This window comes from Sporosarcina aquimarina, assembly GCF_033253705.1.
In the GTDB taxonomy this organism is placed as follows: Bacteria; Bacillota; Bacilli; order Bacillales_A; family Planococcaceae; genus Sporosarcina; species Sporosarcina aquimarina.
Window position 1 is genome coordinate 43470 of sequence record NZ_JAUBDH010000009.1, and the last position, 16010, is coordinate 59479.

Here is a 16010-nt window from a genome sequence, read left to right on the forward strand (position 1 = left end):
TTCTTTAAAGAGCTCTTCTCGTTTAAGTGGTAAAGAATGGTCATGATAGGTCATCAGGGGCTACTTCTTCTGAACTTATCTGAAGGGTTGCCACGCGGAACGGGCGGGTTGTCGGGCGAATCGGGCGGGTTGCCATGCGGAACGGGCGGGTTGTCGGGCGAATCGGGCGGGTTGCCACGCGGAACGGGCGGGTTGCCGGGCGAATCGGGCGGGTTGCCATGCGGAACGGGCGGGTTGCCGGGCGAATCGGGCGGGTTGCCATGCGGAACGGGCGGGTTGCCGGGCGAATCGGGCGGGTTGCCATGCGGAACGGGCGGGTTGCCAGCATTTAAACAAATAATGTTTTTTAATTTAACGTTAAATAAACTAATAATATTGATGATTTTTTTATTTTATTAGCGAGTTCAGTTTGTTTGTTGTATACAATTTTAGGTGTAAACTAATAAGTATATCGATAAATAAAGGAGTGTTTTTTATGACAGGAACTATGGAAGGTAAAGCTGGTTTAGTCACAGCATCAGGTTCAGGAATCGGACGAGCATCTGCAATTGCATTAGCAAAAGCAGGAGCAAAAGTTATGATTTCTGACGTAAACGAACAAGGCGGACTCGAAACTGTACAAATGATCAAAGACAACGGCGGCGAAGCAGCCTTTATGAAATGTGATGTAAGTGACGAAGAACAGGTCATTGCACTTATCGACAAAACCGTTGAGACATTTGGTAAGCTTGACTTTGCTCATAACAATGCAGGCATTAACAAAGGTCTTGTTCCAATTGGAGAAATGGACTCTAAGGATTGGGACATCACACTTAAAGTAACGCTTTACGGTACTTTCTATTGCATCAAGCACGAAGTGAATGCAATGATGAAAACTGGCGGCGGTGCGATTGTCAACACAGCATCAGGTGCGGGTATTGAAGGTTCACCAAACATGGCGCCATATATTGCTTCCAAACACGCGATTGCTGGTTTAACGAAATCTACGGCATTGGAATATGGTCAAAAAGGCATTACCATTAATTCGATTGCGCCTGGTGCAACGATTACACCAGCAATTGAGCAATGGTCAAAATCAAATCCAGAACAATTCCAAGGAGTTCTCAAATCACTTCCAGCTGGAAGAATGTCTACAGCAGAAGACCAAGCAAACGCGGTTGTATTCCTATGTTCAGACCTCGCAAAATCGATTAGCGGTGTAACTCTTGCGGTTGATGGCGGCTTTACTGCGGGTAAGATGCAACAATAATTGGTTTAAATTCAAAACGTTCATAAAAAATGGATCAGGTGATTTTACACCTGATCCATTTTTTATTAAATTTTGACTGTATGAACACAGATCATTGAGCAGCAACAAGCTATTTTAACGCATAGGCTCCGCACACTTCATTTTTTACTCCCCCTGAATCTTACGTTTTACTCGGAAGGAGTCAGCGTCACTATACTGAGCAGATCCTTCGCCGCTTCTTTCAGCAATTAATGCATTGAGCTCATTGTAAGTAAGACCGGAGTTCGCATTTTGACGCTTCACTTCTTCAATATCGGTGCCGGCTACTGTGTACTTTTTGTTGGCTTGCAATGGATTTCGCCTCCTCATAGATAGTCTTTACTTCATTTGAGTTTTTATGAGCACGTTCCATGAGTTTAACCAAACGAAACGATGGATCTTTGCAAAATAAAAACACCACCCAAAAGGATGATGTTTTCATCTGACGCTCAGAATCCGCTAGGAATTACGTTTAGATTTTCGTTGTTAAGGCTCTCCGATTCACTCACGTGAATCCGTGGCTTCATCTTTGCTGTAATTGTACTGAGAACGGTCAACTGGAGTGAATCCTTTTGGCGTGTGGAATCGTAATAAATCACCGTTCACGACTTTATCAGAGAGCTGTAATTTGTAATCCACTTCTTTTTTGATAGCCTTTGCAGCTTCCAATTGACTCTCATCGAGCGGTAAACCAGTTTTGTTATCATAAAACTTTTCATTGATCGAATCTATCTCAGGGCTGATAAAATCACCATTTCTAAATGGCACGATTTCATTGTGCTCTTTTGATAATAAGTCAGAACCAAATTGGATATATTCTTTTGATTCAATTCCTAGTAAGTGTAACAGCGTTGGAAGAAGGTCTGTTTGACCGCCATAAGTGTGGCTGGTCTCCCCTTTCATTCCGGGTACATGGATGAATAATGGAACGCGCTGTAAATTGGCACCTTCATAAGGTGTAATCTCTTTGCCCATCACTTTTGCCATCGCTTTATTGTGATTATGCGAAATACCATAATGATCGCCATACAGAACAATCATCGAGTTATCATATAAGCCTGTTTCCTTTAATCGCTCGAAAACGTGTTGGATGGCTTCATCTGTGTAACGTGCTGTCTGGAAATAATCGTCAACACTTTTATCTCCCGTATCGGCTTTGTTAATCGTTACCAAGTCTTGGTCCATAGCGTAAGGGAAATGGTTCCCTACCGTAATGAATTTCGTATAGAAAGGCTGTGGAATCGTGCGTAAAAGACTTTCCGATTGATCGTAGAATGGTTTGTCTAATAATCCGTATTCCGCCATATCCTTAGAAGAACTTGTATCATAATAACTCGCGTCAAAGAAGTGATCGAATCCGAACGATTTGTAGATTTCATTCCGGTTCCAGAAACTTCCGTTGTTACCGTGGAATACAGCAGATGAATATCCATAATCCTTCAGGATTGCCGGCGCTGCTTGGTAAGTGTTTTGCGATTTTGTAATGAACGCAGAACCTTGCGGCAATCCGTACAGTGAATTCTCAAGCATAAATTCCGCATCAGAAGTTTTACCTTGTCCAGTTTGATGGAAGAAATTATCAAAGTACATCGTGTTCTCGTCTTTAGTTAATGAATTCAAAAATGGTGTAACTTCTTCACCGTTTAACTTGTAGTCAATTATGAAGTTTTGGAACGACTCTAAATGTAAATAGATGACGTTCATTCCTTTTGCTGCGCCAAAATAGTTTTTGTTCGGCTCGGCATAGTTAGATTGTGTGTAGTTCACCACTTCTGTAATATCACTGCTATCCGCCAAAGCTCTTTGTGATGAGGCTTTCATTGTTTCAACTGAGTCATAAATGGAATAGTTATACATTCCTAAGTATTTCACAATGTAGTTTCTATCAAAGCCACGAGTCAGTAACTGAGGTCGGCTTGCTTCAGCAAGGCCTAAGTTTACAATAGATACAATTAATGCAACTGCTATAATTGCTGTTGCCTTTTTATATCCAATGCGAGATGTATCTTTTTGTATTTTCTTAGAGAACCGGATGTAAAATAGTACGAAGACATCTATAAAGAACAAGATGTCAAAGGGCTTCAGTAAAGTTAGAATACTGCCGCCTAAATCTCCAAAATTCTGAGTCTGGAAAAGTGTAGGTAATGTAATGAAGTCACTAAAGAACCGGTAATACACGACGTTCGCATATAACAGAACTGACATTATCGTATAAACGACGAGAAGAGCTGTATACTTCCTTGTCCCTTTAAACACGAATGAAATCCCCAGAAATAATAATGCTGATCCTAATGGATTAAGCAATAGAAGGAAATGTTGAAGTGATCCTTCTACACCTAATGCGAATTGTGAGGTTTGAGTAATATATGTCTTCGTCCATAACATCAAAACAGCTAATAGAAATATTCCTAAAAAGCCATTCAGGAAATTGTCTTTTTTAGTAATCAATTTATTCATTCTTTCACCAGCCTTTTACTTATTTAATAGTGAGATTATGCTATATAGAGTGATACGCTTTTACTTTTAAAGTTAAATAACCATTATTTTATCCGAGATTTTATTCTACCGAGAATAAATTTTACACTCCTCATCACTAATAGTCAAGTTATATAAATTCAATTGAAATTCCTCCATTAAAAACATCAAAACCTCGTTACTACGAAGTTTTGACGTCTAGTTTCTATAGATGAAAAATACTTATCCACAAAAAGAATATCTAAATTCCAATAAATTATTTTCTAATATTATTAAATCTAAATAGAATTAACTGAATAATGAAGTGGGCATCTTCTTAGACGAAAGATGTATTTGACAGGTTATGCTCTGACTACCGGTTCCATCACCGTCAACGTTCGATTCACCGTATCCATAGTAATGCGGGCTCCGATAGGAACTGTAGCTTTAAAGTGGCTATGCGCGGAGGCTAGGTTGGTCATTAAAGGTTTACCAAGGGGGACGAGAAATTCATTGATCAAATCTGAATAGCTTTTCCCGTAAGCTGGTTCACAATTCGTACATTGTCCCATAATGATTCCTGCACACTCGTCAAATTTATGTGCCATCGCTAAGTGGCTTAAATATCGATACACTTTATTAATCGGTTCATGTGTTTCTTCCAGCAGAATAATTCTGTCTTGTGTATTGATTTCGTACGATGTACCGAGTGTATCCACGAATGAGGTGAGATTTCCCCCGACAATTTGTCCGGTTACATTTCCTGGAACGGCTCCGATAAGTGGAACCTCCGGCGGATTCAGGATTTGCCATGGTGCAGTTATAGTCGATGTTGCGGCAAAGAATTGATTGAAATTATAAGGCGGAGTTTCTGGATTGAAGTCTAACAACAGCAAACTTTGAAAGGTGATCAGGTCCGCATATTCAAACAGCACATTTAATAATATAGTGATGTCGCTGTATCCTGAAACAATTTTAGGATTTGACTTAATGATGTTAAAATCGAGGAATGGTAGAACGCTTGCCACTCCGACTCCGCCCCGAGCAGGTAAAATCCATTTCACTTGTGGATTTTTAAACATGTTCATTAAATCCTCAGCCCGCTGCTGGGGTGTAGCTGCAAGAAAGCCATTTGCGGCATACACATACTTTCCCACTATGACGTTAAGCCCCATCTTTTGCAGCATATGAATCCCTTCATTAATACGATTCGCTGCCAGCGGACTTCCAAGTGTGACAATGCCCACAGTGTCGCCTCTTTTTAATTGCTGCGGTGCCGTAACCATTACTCGATAACTCCTTTCCCTAGTAAAGTACACACAAGATTTATCCCCTCGAAGTAACATATGTGTGTAAAATCTTTTGGAGACCAACTCCTTTTGTTTGTACAGGAGCAAAGCAGTTAGTCAAACTTCCAATAACGAAAACAGGAAAAGGACGAATTCCTCCGACTCAGCCTTAAGACTTAGGTATAGTTCAGTCATGTGATGGAATGCATTTGTGTGGAATTCGATTATGATAGTGGAAAGGGGTGTGAGTATGAAAAAAATACTGATAATCGTAATTGTGGGCATGATAGGCTTGGCGAGCTACTGGGTGTATGACTTGTTGAAAACTGATCGGGTCTCGGGTGACCTATCTATTAAAAAAGATGACGCGAAATCATTGGACGTCGATATCGATTACGGCGCCGGCAATCTCTTGATTGAAGGCGGCGCAAAAGAATGGGTGAACGGCGATATTGATACGAACGTAAAGAAGTGGTATCCAACGGTTGAGTATAAGAATAAAAGAAATGTGGGTAAAGTGGAGATTCATCAGAAAATGAAAGGATTTTCGCCGTTTGGTAAGAAAAAGAATGACTGGCACGTTCAATTGACAAATGAAATTCCTGTGGATTTATCTGTTGAGATGGGCGTTTCCGATGCGGAGTTGGATTTAACAGGGATGAACCTTAGACATTTAAATGTTGATGCAGGCGTCGGGGACACGAAGATTAACCTGGCGGACGAGTGGCAAGAAAACGTTGACGGTAAATTTGACTTAGGTGTGGGCGATGCAGAAATTCGTCTGCCTCAGAAAACCGGGGTAAAATTGACGGTTTCCAAAGGAGTTGGCAGTATAAAGACGAAAGGTTTTATTTCTAAAGGAAAAGGCGTCTATGTGAATGAAGCATACGGACAGACGGATGCTTCTATCGATTTGAATGTGGATGTGGGTGTTGGCGGAGTTACGTTTTTGCTTGTTGAATAGGTGGTTGGTTTTGGTTATCTTGTGAAGTATTCCAGTTTGAAATTTTAAAGTTTGAAGGTGTTTTTCGGGTTGATGGAGACTAACAAGGCTATCTAATTAAGCTCTTTTTATTACTTTTAATATAAAAAACGCCATCCCGTGTGGTTGGTGTTTTTCATTTTATGATCACTCCCCTAGTTTATGATCACTTTTCGCGTTTTATGAGCGCTTCCCCTGGTTTATGATCACTTTTTGCGTTTTATGAGCGCTTCCCCTGGTTTATGATCGCTTTTCGCGTTTTATGAGCGCTCTCCCTTGTTTATGATCACTTTTCGCGTTTTATGAGCGCTTCTCCTGGTTTATGATCACTTTTCGCGCTTTATGAGCGCTTCCCCTGGTTTATGATCACTTTTCACATTTTATGAGCGCTCTCCCTGGTTTATGATCACTTTTCGCGTTTTATGAGCGCTTCCCGTGGTTTATGATCACTTTTCGCGTTTTATGAGCGCTCCCCCTGGTTTATTATCACTTTTCACATTTTATGAGCGCTCTCCCTGGTTTATGATCACTTTTCGCGTTTTATGAGCGCTTCCCGTGGTTTATGATCACTTTTCGCGTTTTATGAGCGCTCCCCCCGGTTTATTATCACTTTCAACGTTTTATGAGCAGCCGAGCATGTTTCCGCCCAAAATAAAAACACCATCCAAGTCGGATGGTGTTTTTCCATAGTTTACTATGGAGACGGTGGGAGTCGAACCCACGTCCAGAGGCTCTAATACGTAAACGTCTACGCGTGTAGTCTTTCTATTTGGTTTCGCGCTGCACTATGCCGGAAGACGAGGCGTCATGCGCGCTATTTCGGAAATCTCTTCTGGGGAGCCTCGAAAAGCAGCATCCAGCGTATCCCACTTTAGGTTAGCCCTACAACGCCACATGGGCGATGGTATTGTAAGGCAGATTCAACAGCTTACGCTGCGAATGCTAGGTTGTTGTTTGTTTTGCCTGTTATTATTAAGGTCCGTTTCTGACGGAGACGAGCCTCCGACGCGCAGCTCACGCTCAGACCACCCCTGTCGAATCCGTAACGTCCCCGTTATAGGGATGTCCGGGAAACGTCTGGAGTATCAGCAGTCGCCTGCTGATGCCGAGACTTCGGAACTGAATTACTAACACTAGTATACCTTATTCAGTCATAGATATCAATATTGCTGTTTGTCTTTGAACGCACGCTGGATATCACGTTTCGCTTCTTTTTCTTTCAAGTCCCGTCGCTTGTCGTATAATTTCTTACCTTTACCGACACCGACCAAAACTTTCGCAAATCCATCTTTGATATACATTTTCAGCGGAACGATTGCGACCCCTTTTTCTTTCGTCTGTCCAATTAGCGTGTTGATCTGTTTTTTGTGCATCAGCAGCTTACGGGACCGAACCGGATCATGGTTGAACTGATTCCCTTGCTCGTAAGGACTGATGTGCATATTGGAGATCCATGCTTCGTTGTTCCGGATAAGAACGAATGCATCCCTGAGCTGGACTTTCCCATTCCGGATCGACTTGATTTCCGTACCTTGCAAAACGATTCCCGCTTCAATCGTTTCTTCAATTGCGAAATCGAAATTCGCTTTTTTGTTCACTGCTAGTACTTTTCCGCGACCTTTTGCCATCGTTCTGCACCTCCCGCGAAACCGAATGGCCTAGCGGCAATTCGGTTCACTTTCTCTTTCTCGGTTTTTGTTTCTTTTTCTTTTTGGCAATACCTTCATAATACTTTTTCTTTTCGCTTCCGCCAGACTTCTTCCCAGCTGGTTTGCCGCTGTCTTTCTTTCTTCCGCCTTTAGGAGAAGATTCACTAGACGGTTTGTTTCGTGCATGAATGACCTTCGGTGTTTCTCTGCGGGCTCTGTGGAATGTCTTTTTCATATCCGCCAGTTCGAAGTCAATTGAAGATTCTTCAGGTTTCACAGCGGTTACGCGAACAGTCACTTCATCACCGATACGGAACTGCTTGCCTGTATGTTCACCAATCATCATCATTTGACGGTCGTCAAAGCGATAATAATCGTCGGTCATGTAACTGACGTGGATGAGTCCTTCAATTGTATTCGCGAGCTCCACGAATAATCCGAAGTTCGTTACAGAAGAAATAACCCCTTCAAACTCCTCGCCGATTTTATCCAGCATATATTGTGCTTTTTTCAATGCGTCCGTATCACGTTCAGCATCCACCGATCTGCGTTCCATATCAGAAGAATGTTGTGCAATTTCCGGAAGTTCCGCATCCCAATGCGCAAGTGTTCTAGGCGACACGTCTTTTTCAAACAGGTACGTACGAATTAAGCGATGGACGATCAAGTCTGGATATCGACGGATTGGTGATGTGAAATGCGTATAGAAATCTGTGGATAAACCAAAGTGTCCTAAGCTCTCTTGATAATACTTCGCTTGTTGCATTGAACGCAAAATCATTGTAGAAATGACCGTTTCTTCAGGAAGTCCTGAAATCGACTCGGTGATTTCTTGAAGTGCTCTCGGATGAACCGTATTGCCTGCACCTTTTACAACGATTCCGAAATTCGTCAAGAACTCAAATAAGCGCTGGAGTTTTTCAGCTTTCGGATCTTCGTGGATACGGTACATGAACGGTACTTGCATCCAGTGGAAATGCTCTGCAACTGTTTCGTTCGCAGCAAGCATGAATTCTTCAATCATACGCTCAGCAACAGTACGTTCAATAATCTTGATTTCTGTTGGCCAGCCTTTATCATCCACCAGTACTTTCGATTCTTTAAAGTCGAAGTCGATTGCACCACGCTGATCACGTTTTTCATGAAGGATTTTCGCGAGTTCTTCCATACCCGTCAGCATAGGTACGATTTCAGAGTACTTAGCCCGTAACTCTTCATCGTGCTCTTCTACGATTTTAAAGACGTCTTGGTATGTCATGCGGTAATCGGAATTGATGACACTTGGGTAGATCTCGTGATGGATCACTTTACCGCTGCCGTCAATCTTCATCTCACACGTAAGCGTTAGACGGTCGACATCTGGATGCAGTGAGCAGATTCCATTCGATAGCTTATGCGGAAGCATGGGAATCACACGGTCCGTCAAGTACACACTTGTTCCGCGCTCGTAAGCTTCTTCGTCCAGTGGCGAATGCTCTGTGACATAATGACTGACGTCAGAGATATGAACAGACAGCGTATACGTTCCGTCCCCGTTTTTCTCTAGAGAAATCGCATCGTCCAAGTCCTTCGCATCTGCACCGTCAATGGTGATTGTCAGCATTTTCCGCAGATCTTGACGCTTAAACAAGTCCTCTTCTTTAATTTCAGCTGGAACATTGTCTGCTTGTTTAAGTACTTCAGGCGGGAATTCGATTTCAATTCCGTGCTTGTGGATAATCGACAGAATGTCCACGCCTGGATCGTTTTTGTGCCCTAAAATCTGAACGACCATTCCTGTTGCCGACTTCATGTCACTTGGGAATTCTGTAATTTCAGCGACCACTTTGTGTCCTTCAATTGCACCTAAATTATTCCCTTTCGCAATGAAGATATCCATCGGCAGCTTCTTATCGTCAGGAATGACGAATCCGAAACCGCGATTATCTTGATACGTTCCGACTACTTTCGTCGTTTTCCGTTCCGCGATACGAATAATTGCTCCTTCACGGCGATCTCCGTAAGAACTGCTAGAAACACGAACGAGAACGATATCGCCGTTCATGGCACCATTCACTTCGTTAGGCGGTATGAAAATATCATCCATTCCTTCTGTTTCCGGTGTAACAAAACCAAATCCTTTTGCGTGTCCAATGAATTTACCGCGCACAAGATTCATGCGTTCAGGTACTCCATAGCGGTTCGTACGTGAGCGTATAATCTGTCCTTTTTGTTCTAAGTGAACCAGCATCTTAACGAGTTCTTTAAATTCTGCTGCCTGTTCCATCCCGAGTAATTCTTGAATTTCTTGGACTGTCAAAGGTTTGTATGCTTCTTCTTTCATAATTGAAAGGATTTTTTGTTCTAATTCTTTTTCAAATGGTTCCAATTGGCACCCCTCCTTATCTGTTTAGTGTTGCCTGAATGTACATGGATTACTCTTCCCAATCCAATGACTCAAGAAACGTAAATACTTCTTCATGCAGTTGATCTTTTTCGGATCCTAACGTAATGACATGATTCGAATGATCATACCAAGAAATGTTTTTCTCAGGCGATTCTATATGATTATAGATGACGTTCGCAGAATCCGCGTCAATGACTTCATCGTGAACGGACTGAACGACAAACGTTGGCGCGTAAATCATGTCCAGTTCTTTTCTCACATCAGCAATCAGCTGCTGCAGGTCCACAAGAGAAGGCATCGATTGGTTACGCAGCGCTTCAACTTCTTCTTCGATTTCGTCTTCTGATTTTCCTTCATATTTCTTATAATCATGTGCATACCGAAGGACACCTTCATACATGATTTCAGTCGATCTCATCGACATAGGCGCATTCATTGTGATGATTCCCTTCACAGGCATGTTATTCCCTAATTTCAGCGAAAAAACGCCTCCTAGTGACAAACCGGCGACTGCAATTTGTTCATATCCCGCTTCTTGCAATTGGCGGTAGCCTGCTAAAACGTCTTCCCACCATTCGTCAGGACCTGTGTGGATCAATTCTTCAGGAGCGACACCGTGGCCTTTATAATGCGGAGCCAATGACGTGTAGCCTTTCTTTTCTAAAAAACGGCCAAGCATTCTGACATCGGCCGAAGTCCCGGTAAAGCCATGCAGAAGTAACACTGCCCGCTTACCATGTTTGAAAAAGAATGGTTTGGATTGTGCAATTTTCATAGGTGTGAATTTCCTTTCTATTCCAGCTCGTTTCTGTATAAAAAAGCCTGGCCGTACAGATGGCCAGGCGCAAATTGCTTCTTTTTATATTTTCACGATCGCAATCGCCAATGCAAAGAACAGCACGGATAGTACAATTGTAACGCGCTGCAAGACTAAGTCTAGACCGCGTGCCTTTTGTTTACCAAATAACTGTTCTGCACCACCGGAGATGGCTCCTGATAGGCCTGCACTTTTCCCCGATTGTAGCAACACAACGACAATTAGTGAAAGTGAGACAATCACGAGCAATGTCATTAATAACGCGTGCATAATGTTCCACCTCCTGAAACAGAACTCAAGTACCTTATCAGTTTACCAAACTCTAGCAACTGAGACAACTGCTGTTTCTGGCAGTTGTCAGAACTTTATTTCTTATTGTTGCTTCAAGTTGTAAAATGTTTCTTTGCCAAGGTACTGAGCTGTCTCGTCGAGTTGGTCGTCGATTCGCAGCAATTGGTTATATTTCGCAACACGGTCTGTACGTGAAGGTGCACCAGTTTTGATCTGACCTGCGTTTGTTGCAACAGCAATATCCGCAATTGTTGTATCTTCTGTTTCACCAGAACGGTGAGAGATGACTGCTGTGTAACCAGCGCGCTTCGCCATTTCAATTGCATCGAAAGTTTCTGTAAGTGTACCAATTTGGTTTACTTTTACAAGAATTGAGTTGCCAACGCCTTCTTTAATGCCACGGGCAAGTTTCTTTGTATTTGTTACGAACAAGTCGTCGCCTACAAGCTGAACTCGTTTTCCAAGACGATCTGTAAGGAGCTTAGTACCTTCCCAGTCGTTTTCATCTAATCCATCTTCAATTGAAATGATTGGGTACTTGTTGCAAAGCTCTTCGTACCAATCGACCATTTCTTCAGAAGTTTTCACGATGCCTTCGCCTGAGAGATGGTATTTTCCATCTTCTTTATTGAAGATTTCAGAAGCTGCAACGTCCATTGCAAGCATGATATCTTCGCCAGCTTTGTAGCCAGCCTTTTCAATTGCTTCTACAATTGTAGAGAGCGCTTCTTCGTTTGAAGTAAGGTTCGGTGCAAATCCGCCTTCATCGCCAACTGCTGTGTTCAAGCCTTTGTCGTGAAGAACTGATTTCAATCCGTGGAAGATTTCTGCTCCCATGCGCAACGCATGACGGAAGGATTCAGCGCCAACTGGCATAATCATGAATTCTTGAATGTCTACGTTATTATCCGCATGCTCGCCGCCATTTACAATGTTCATCATTGGAACTGGAAGCTGTTTTGCATTCACTCCGCCAAGGTACTGATACAACGGAACATCTAAATAGTCAGCTGCAGCATGTGCAACGGCCATAGAAACACCTAGGATCGCATTTGCTCCAAGGTTCCCTTTGTTTTCAGTTCCATCTAATTCAATCAATGCTTTGTCGACTACGACTTGGTCTAACACGGAATAGTTATCTTCAAGCGCATCTGCGATAATTTCATTCACATTATCTACTGCTTTCAGAACACCTTTACCAAGGTAACGGTCTTTGTCGCCATCACGGAGTTCTACTGCCTCGTACTCACCTGTTGACGCACCAGATGGTACAATTGCTCGTCCAAATGCTCCACTTTCTGTGAACACTTCGACTTCAACTGTTGGATTCCCTCGTGAGTCGAGTACTTCTCTAGCTTGAACAAGTGTAATTACTGGCATTAAAATCTCTCCCTTTTAGTTAAAATAATGGTGTTCCTGTCATTTCTTCTGGCTGTTCGATACCTAACAACTTTAACATGGTTGGAGCTAAATCTGCTAGAATACCGCCCTCTCTAAGCGTAATCCCGTCTTTTGTCACAATAACAGGCACTGGATTCGTAGTATGGGCAGTCATCGGTGCACCTTCAGTCGTAATCACTTCATCTGCATTTCCGTGATCAGCTGTAATAATGGCAGCTCCGCCTTTTTCAAGCAGCACGTCAAGAATTCGTCCTACACATGCATCCGTTGTTTCAACTGCTTTCACAGTCGGTTCCAGTAATCCACTATGACCTACCATATCGGGATTAGCTAGATTTAGGATGAATGCATCGATTCGATCTTCTTGAATTTCTTCTACCAACGCATCGGTAACTTCGTAAGCACTCATTTCAGGCTGCAAGTCATACGTTGCAACTTTAGGTGAAGCGATTAGAATTCTCTTTTCGCCTTCAAATTCTTCCTCACGGCCACCGCTCATGAAGAAAGTTACATGGGGATACTTTTCAGTCTCCGCAATTCGTAATTGACGTAAGTGATGTTGAGATAGGACTTCACCAACCGTATTTTTCAAGTCTTGACTTGGAAATACGACTTCAGAAGCAACTTCAGCACTATAATCCGTAAACGTTACAAATTTTAAATTCGTATATTCCGTTGCCGGGAATCCGTCAAATCCATTTTGAGTAAACGCTCTTGATAATTGGATCGCACGATCGGGACGGAAGTTGAAAAATACGACTGCCTCTCCATCCGTAATTCGAACAGGTGACTGTCCTTCCTGCTGTACGATGAAAGGAATGACGAATTCATCTGTCACATCCGCATCATAAGACGCTTGTACGCCTTCTGCTGCAGTTGCATAAACAGGTCCTTCGCCGTTCACCATTACATCATATGCAAGTTTGACACGTTCCCAACGCTTGTCACGGTCCATCGCGTAATAACGGCCAGAAATAGAAGCAATTTTACCAATACCTAAAGACTTCATTATCTCTTCCGTCTTTTCGATATAAGTTAATGCCGTTTTAGGACCGACATCTCTTCCATCTAAAAATGCATGGACATATACTTCACGAATGCCATTCATTTCCGCTAAGCGAAGCAATGCGAACAAGTGTTCATAATGGCTATGTACCCCGCCATCTGACAATAAGCCCATATAATGCAGAGCGCTGTTATTCTCTTTCGCGTGCTGAACAGCAGCAAGCAAAGATTCATTCGCAAAGAAGTCATTTTCCCGAATCGATTTGTTGACACGAGTCAGACTCTGATAAACAATGCGACCCGCTCCAATATTTAAATGTCCCACTTCTGAATTTCCCATCTGGCCTTCAGGAAGACCTACCGCCTCCCCACACGCGGTTAACGTGGAGTGAGGATAAGCATTCCATAGACGCTCATAATTCGGTTTTTTCGCATGCGCAACAGCGTTTCCGGAAGTTTCTGAGCGCAGTCCAAAACCGTCCATAATAATGAGTCCAACAGGTCCTTTAGCCATTTGCTCCTGCCTCCGCGAGTGCGGCGAACGATTCCGGATCGAGACTTGCCCCACCGACTAATGCTCCGTCAATATCACTCATTGACAGTAATTCTTCTATGTTAGCGGGCTTTACACTGCCGCCGTATTGAATTCGAATGGATTGTGCCACAGGTCCTGAATACAGATCCGTTAAGACACTGCGGATTTTTGCACAGACTTCGTTTGCGTCTTCTGCAGTAGCAGTACGACCTGTTCCGATTGCCCAAATTGGCTCATAAGCAACAACCGCTTTCGCTGCATTTGCTTCATCAATCTCCGCAAACGCTTTCTTAACTTGGTCTGAAACGATTGCTGAAGTCTCGTTAGCTTCACGCTGCTCAAGCGTTTCGCCTACACAAACGATTGGAGTCAAGTTGTATTCGAACGCTGCTTTTACTTTACGATTCACAGCTTCGTCTGTTTCGTTATAGTACTGTCTGCGTTCAGAGTGTCCAAGAATGACATACTTGGCCCCAATGCTTTGGAGCATTGCTGGACTCACTTCTCCTGTAAAAGCGCCTTCTGCGTTTTCATGCATCGTTTGCGCTCCAATTTGGATTGGAAGTCCTTTTGACTTTTCTACTAGAGTCGCTAAATACGGTGCAGGCGGACAAATCACTGTTTCAGAAGCGTCGCTATCTTTTAACTTTCCCGCTAAAGCATCCATAAACGAAACCGCTTCATCCATCGTTTTATACATTTTCCAGTTTCCTGCGATAATTGGTTTTCTCATGAGTGTTGCCTCCTTATGAACGATCTTTTAGTGCAGCGACACCTGGCAGTTCTTTTCCTTCCATGAACTCCAGTGACGCACCGCCACCTGTTGAAATGTGGTCCATCTTATCGGCTACATCAAATTTCTCGACAGCAGCAGCTGAATCACCGCCGCCAATAATCGTGAATGCAGTTGTTTCAGCCATCGCTTTGGCAACTTGCTTTGTGCCATCCGCAAATGGTGTCATTTCAAATACTCCCATCGGTCCGTTCCAAATGACCAATTTCGAGTCACGAATCACACTGTCATAAAGTTCCGCTGTTTTAGGACCGATATCCAGTCCCATCCAACCTGGCTCGATTTCGCTAACTGAAACAACTTTCGTTGCAGCTTGTTCTGAAAACGCATCGGCTACTTTCGTATCGATTGGTAAGTATAAGTTAACGCCTTTTTCTTTTGCTTTTTCAATGAATGATTTGGCAAGGTCGATCTTGTCTTCTTCAACAAGCGAATTCCCTGTTTCATGGCCTTGAGCTCGTGTAAATGTATACGAGAGTCCGCCGCCAATCAGAAGATTGTCCACCTTATCCAATAAATGATCGATTACGCCAATTTTGTCTTTAACTTTCGCGCCGCCAATAATTGCCGTGAATGGACGTTCAGGAGCAGACAATGCTTTTCCTAAGACATCTAATTCTTTTTCAAGAAGGAATCCTTGGACACTCGGCAAATACTCTGCGATTCCAGCAGTCGTTGCATGTGCACGGTGTGCAGCACCAAATGCATCATTGACGAAAACGTCTGCAAGTGCAGCAAACTGCTTAGCGAGTTCCGGATCGTTTTTCTCCTCACCAGCATGGAAACGCACATTTTCAAGTAATAGGATGTCTCCATCAGCTAATTCAGAAACACGTTGTTCAACGAGAGGGCCTGTTGACTCGTCCAGCTTTTGAACAGGTTTCCCAAGTAATTCAGCCAATCGTTTCCCCGCCTCAGTTAAGCGGGAGTCTTCTTTGACTTCACCTTTTGGACGTCCCAGGTGGCTCGCAAGAATTACCTTTGCGCCTTGCTCTGAAAGGTATTCAATCGTTGGAAGTGCAGCTCGAATCCGTGTATCGTCCGAAACTTTTCCATCTTCCATCGGTACATTGAAATCGACCCGGCAGAAAACACGTTTCCCTTTTAGATCTAAGTCTTTCATCGTCATTTTGGCATTCAT

The 16010-nt window shown here is 43.0% G+C and carries 14 protein-coding genes and 1 other RNA gene; 3 read left to right on the forward strand and 12 right to left on the reverse strand.

Annotation, left to right across the window (positions count from 1 at the left end):
* Positions 1-36: 36 nt before the first annotated feature.
* Together QT716_RS13345 and QT716_RS13350 are read left to right on the forward strand one after the other, a co-directional pair.
* The gene (locus QT716_RS13345) at positions 37-399 is read left to right on the forward strand and encodes a hypothetical protein (protein WP_317936586.1); all 363 of its coding nucleotides are present in this window, start codon (positions 37-39) and stop codon (positions 397-399) included.
* Positions 400-475: 76 nt separating this feature from the next.
* The gene (locus QT716_RS13350) at positions 476-1249 is read left to right on the forward strand and encodes an SDR family NAD(P)-dependent oxidoreductase (protein ID WP_317936588.1); all 774 of its coding nucleotides are present in this window, start codon (positions 476-478) and stop codon (positions 1247-1249) included.
* A gap of 144 nt (positions 1250-1393) precedes the next feature.
* Here the strand turns inward: QT716_RS13350 and QT716_RS13355 are convergent, their stop codons facing one another.
* From QT716_RS13355 to QT716_RS13365, 3 genes are all read right to left on the reverse strand, one after another.
* Entirely contained in the window at positions 1394-1579 is a 186-nt protein-coding gene (locus QT716_RS13355) for a gamma-type small acid-soluble spore protein (RefSeq protein ID WP_317936589.1), read from the reverse strand.
* Positions 1580-1768: 189 nt separating this feature from the next.
* On the reverse strand, positions 1769-3724 hold the full coding sequence (locus QT716_RS13360; RefSeq protein WP_317936590.1) for an LTA synthase family protein: 1956 nt from the start codon (positions 3722-3724) through the stop codon (positions 1769-1771).
* Positions 3725-4083: 359 nt separating this feature from the next.
* Positions 4084-5007, reverse strand: a complete 924-nt coding sequence (locus QT716_RS13365) for a S66 peptidase family protein (protein WP_317936591.1) — start codon at positions 5005-5007, stop codon at positions 4084-4086.
* Between the two features lie 253 nt (positions 5008-5260).
* On the opposite strand from QT716_RS13365, the gene QT716_RS13370 reads away from it, so the two are divergent.
* A complete protein-coding gene (locus tag QT716_RS13370; protein ID WP_317936592.1) occupies positions 5261-5974 on the forward strand; it encodes a toast rack family protein in 714 nt (237 codons plus the stop codon).
* Positions 5975-6686: 712 nt separating this feature from the next.
* On the opposite strand, the gene ssrA is transcribed toward QT716_RS13370, so the two are convergent.
* From ssrA to QT716_RS13415, 9 genes are all read right to left on the reverse strand, one after another.
* Positions 6687-7045, reverse strand: a transfer-messenger RNA (tmRNA) gene (ssrA, locus tag QT716_RS13375).
* A gap of 107 nt (positions 7046-7152) precedes the next feature.
* Positions 7153-7620 (reverse strand): SsrA-binding protein SmpB, encoded by a 468-nt coding sequence (smpB, locus tag QT716_RS13380; protein WP_317936593.1) that lies wholly within the window; start codon positions 7618-7620, stop codon positions 7153-7155.
* A gap of 46 nt (positions 7621-7666) precedes the next feature.
* Positions 7667-9964, reverse strand: coding sequence for a ribonuclease R (gene rnr, locus QT716_RS13385; protein WP_398293568.1), 2298 nt, complete (start codon positions 9962-9964; stop codon positions 7667-7669).
* A 91-nt stretch (positions 9965-10055) separates the two neighbouring features.
* Positions 10056-10802: an alpha/beta hydrolase gene (locus QT716_RS13390; protein ID WP_317936595.1), complete on the reverse strand. Its 747-nt coding sequence runs from the start codon at positions 10800-10802 to the stop codon at positions 10056-10058.
* An 84-nt stretch (positions 10803-10886) separates the two neighbouring features.
* A complete protein-coding gene (secG, locus tag QT716_RS13395) occupies positions 10887-11114 on the reverse strand; it encodes a preprotein translocase subunit SecG (RefSeq protein ID WP_317936596.1) in 228 nt (75 codons plus the stop codon).
* A gap of 102 nt (positions 11115-11216) precedes the next feature.
* Positions 11217-12515 carry a phosphopyruvate hydratase gene (eno, locus tag QT716_RS13400; protein ID WP_317936597.1) on the reverse strand — a complete coding sequence of 433 codons (1299 nt, stop codon included), beginning with the start codon at positions 12513-12515 and terminating at the stop codon, positions 11217-11219.
* A gap of 19 nt (positions 12516-12534) precedes the next feature.
* A complete protein-coding gene (gene gpmI / locus QT716_RS13405) occupies positions 12535-14055 on the reverse strand; it encodes a 2,3-bisphosphoglycerate-independent phosphoglycerate mutase (protein WP_317936598.1) in 1521 nt (506 codons plus the stop codon).
* Positions 14048-14809 (reverse strand): triose-phosphate isomerase, encoded by a 762-nt coding sequence (gene tpiA, locus QT716_RS13410; RefSeq protein WP_317936599.1) that lies wholly within the window; start codon positions 14807-14809, stop codon positions 14048-14050. Before tpiA ends, gpmI begins: the two co-directional genes overlap by 8 nt.
* 13 nt (positions 14810-14822) lie before the next feature.
* Positions 14823-16010: a phosphoglycerate kinase gene (locus QT716_RS13415; RefSeq protein ID WP_317936600.1), complete on the reverse strand. Its 1188-nt coding sequence runs from the start codon at positions 16008-16010 to the stop codon at positions 14823-14825.

Excerpts from the sequence above, each read along its gene's own strand:
- QT716_RS13345 (WP_317936586.1), top strand. The coding sequence starts at position 37 with ATGGTCATGATAGGTCATCAGGGGCTACTTCTTCTGAACTTATCTGAA.
- QT716_RS13350 (WP_317936588.1), top strand. The coding sequence starts at position 476 with ATGACAGGAACTATGGAAGGTAAAGCTGGTTTAGTCACAGCATCAGGT.
- QT716_RS13360 (WP_317936590.1), bottom strand. The coding sequence starts at position 3,724 with ATGAATAAATTGATTACTAAAAAAGACAATTTCCTGAATGGCTTTTTA.
- QT716_RS13365 (WP_317936591.1), bottom strand. The coding sequence starts at position 5,007 with ATGGTTACGGCACCGCAGCAATTAAAAAGAGGCGACACTGTGGGCATT.
- QT716_RS13370 (WP_317936592.1), top strand. The coding sequence starts at position 5,261 with ATGAAAAAAATACTGATAATCGTAATTGTGGGCATGATAGGCTTGGCG.
- smpB (WP_317936593.1), bottom strand. The coding sequence starts at position 7,620 with ATGGCAAAAGGTCGCGGAAAAGTACTAGCAGTGAACAAAAAAGCGAAT.
- rnr (WP_398293568.1), bottom strand. The coding sequence starts at position 9,964 with ATGAAAGAAGAAGCATACAAACCTTTGACAGTCCAAGAAATTCAAGAA.
- QT716_RS13390 (WP_317936595.1), bottom strand. The coding sequence starts at position 10,802 with ATGAAAATTGCACAATCCAAACCATTCTTTTTCAAACATGGTAAGCGG.
- secG (WP_317936596.1), bottom strand. The coding sequence starts at position 11,114 with ATGCACGCGTTATTAATGACATTGCTCGTGATTGTCTCACTTTCACTA.
- eno (WP_317936597.1), bottom strand. The coding sequence starts at position 12,515 with ATGCCAGTAATTACACTTGTTCAAGCTAGAGAAGTACTCGACTCACGA.
- gpmI (WP_317936598.1), bottom strand. The coding sequence starts at position 14,055 with ATGGCTAAAGGACCTGTTGGACTCATTATTATGGACGGTTTTGGACTG.
- tpiA (WP_317936599.1), bottom strand. The coding sequence starts at position 14,809 with ATGAGAAAACCAATTATCGCAGGAAACTGGAAAATGTATAAAACGATG.
- QT716_RS13415 (WP_317936600.1), bottom strand. The coding sequence starts at position 16,010 with ATGAATGCCAAAATGACGATGAAAGACTTAGATCTAAAAGGGAAACGT.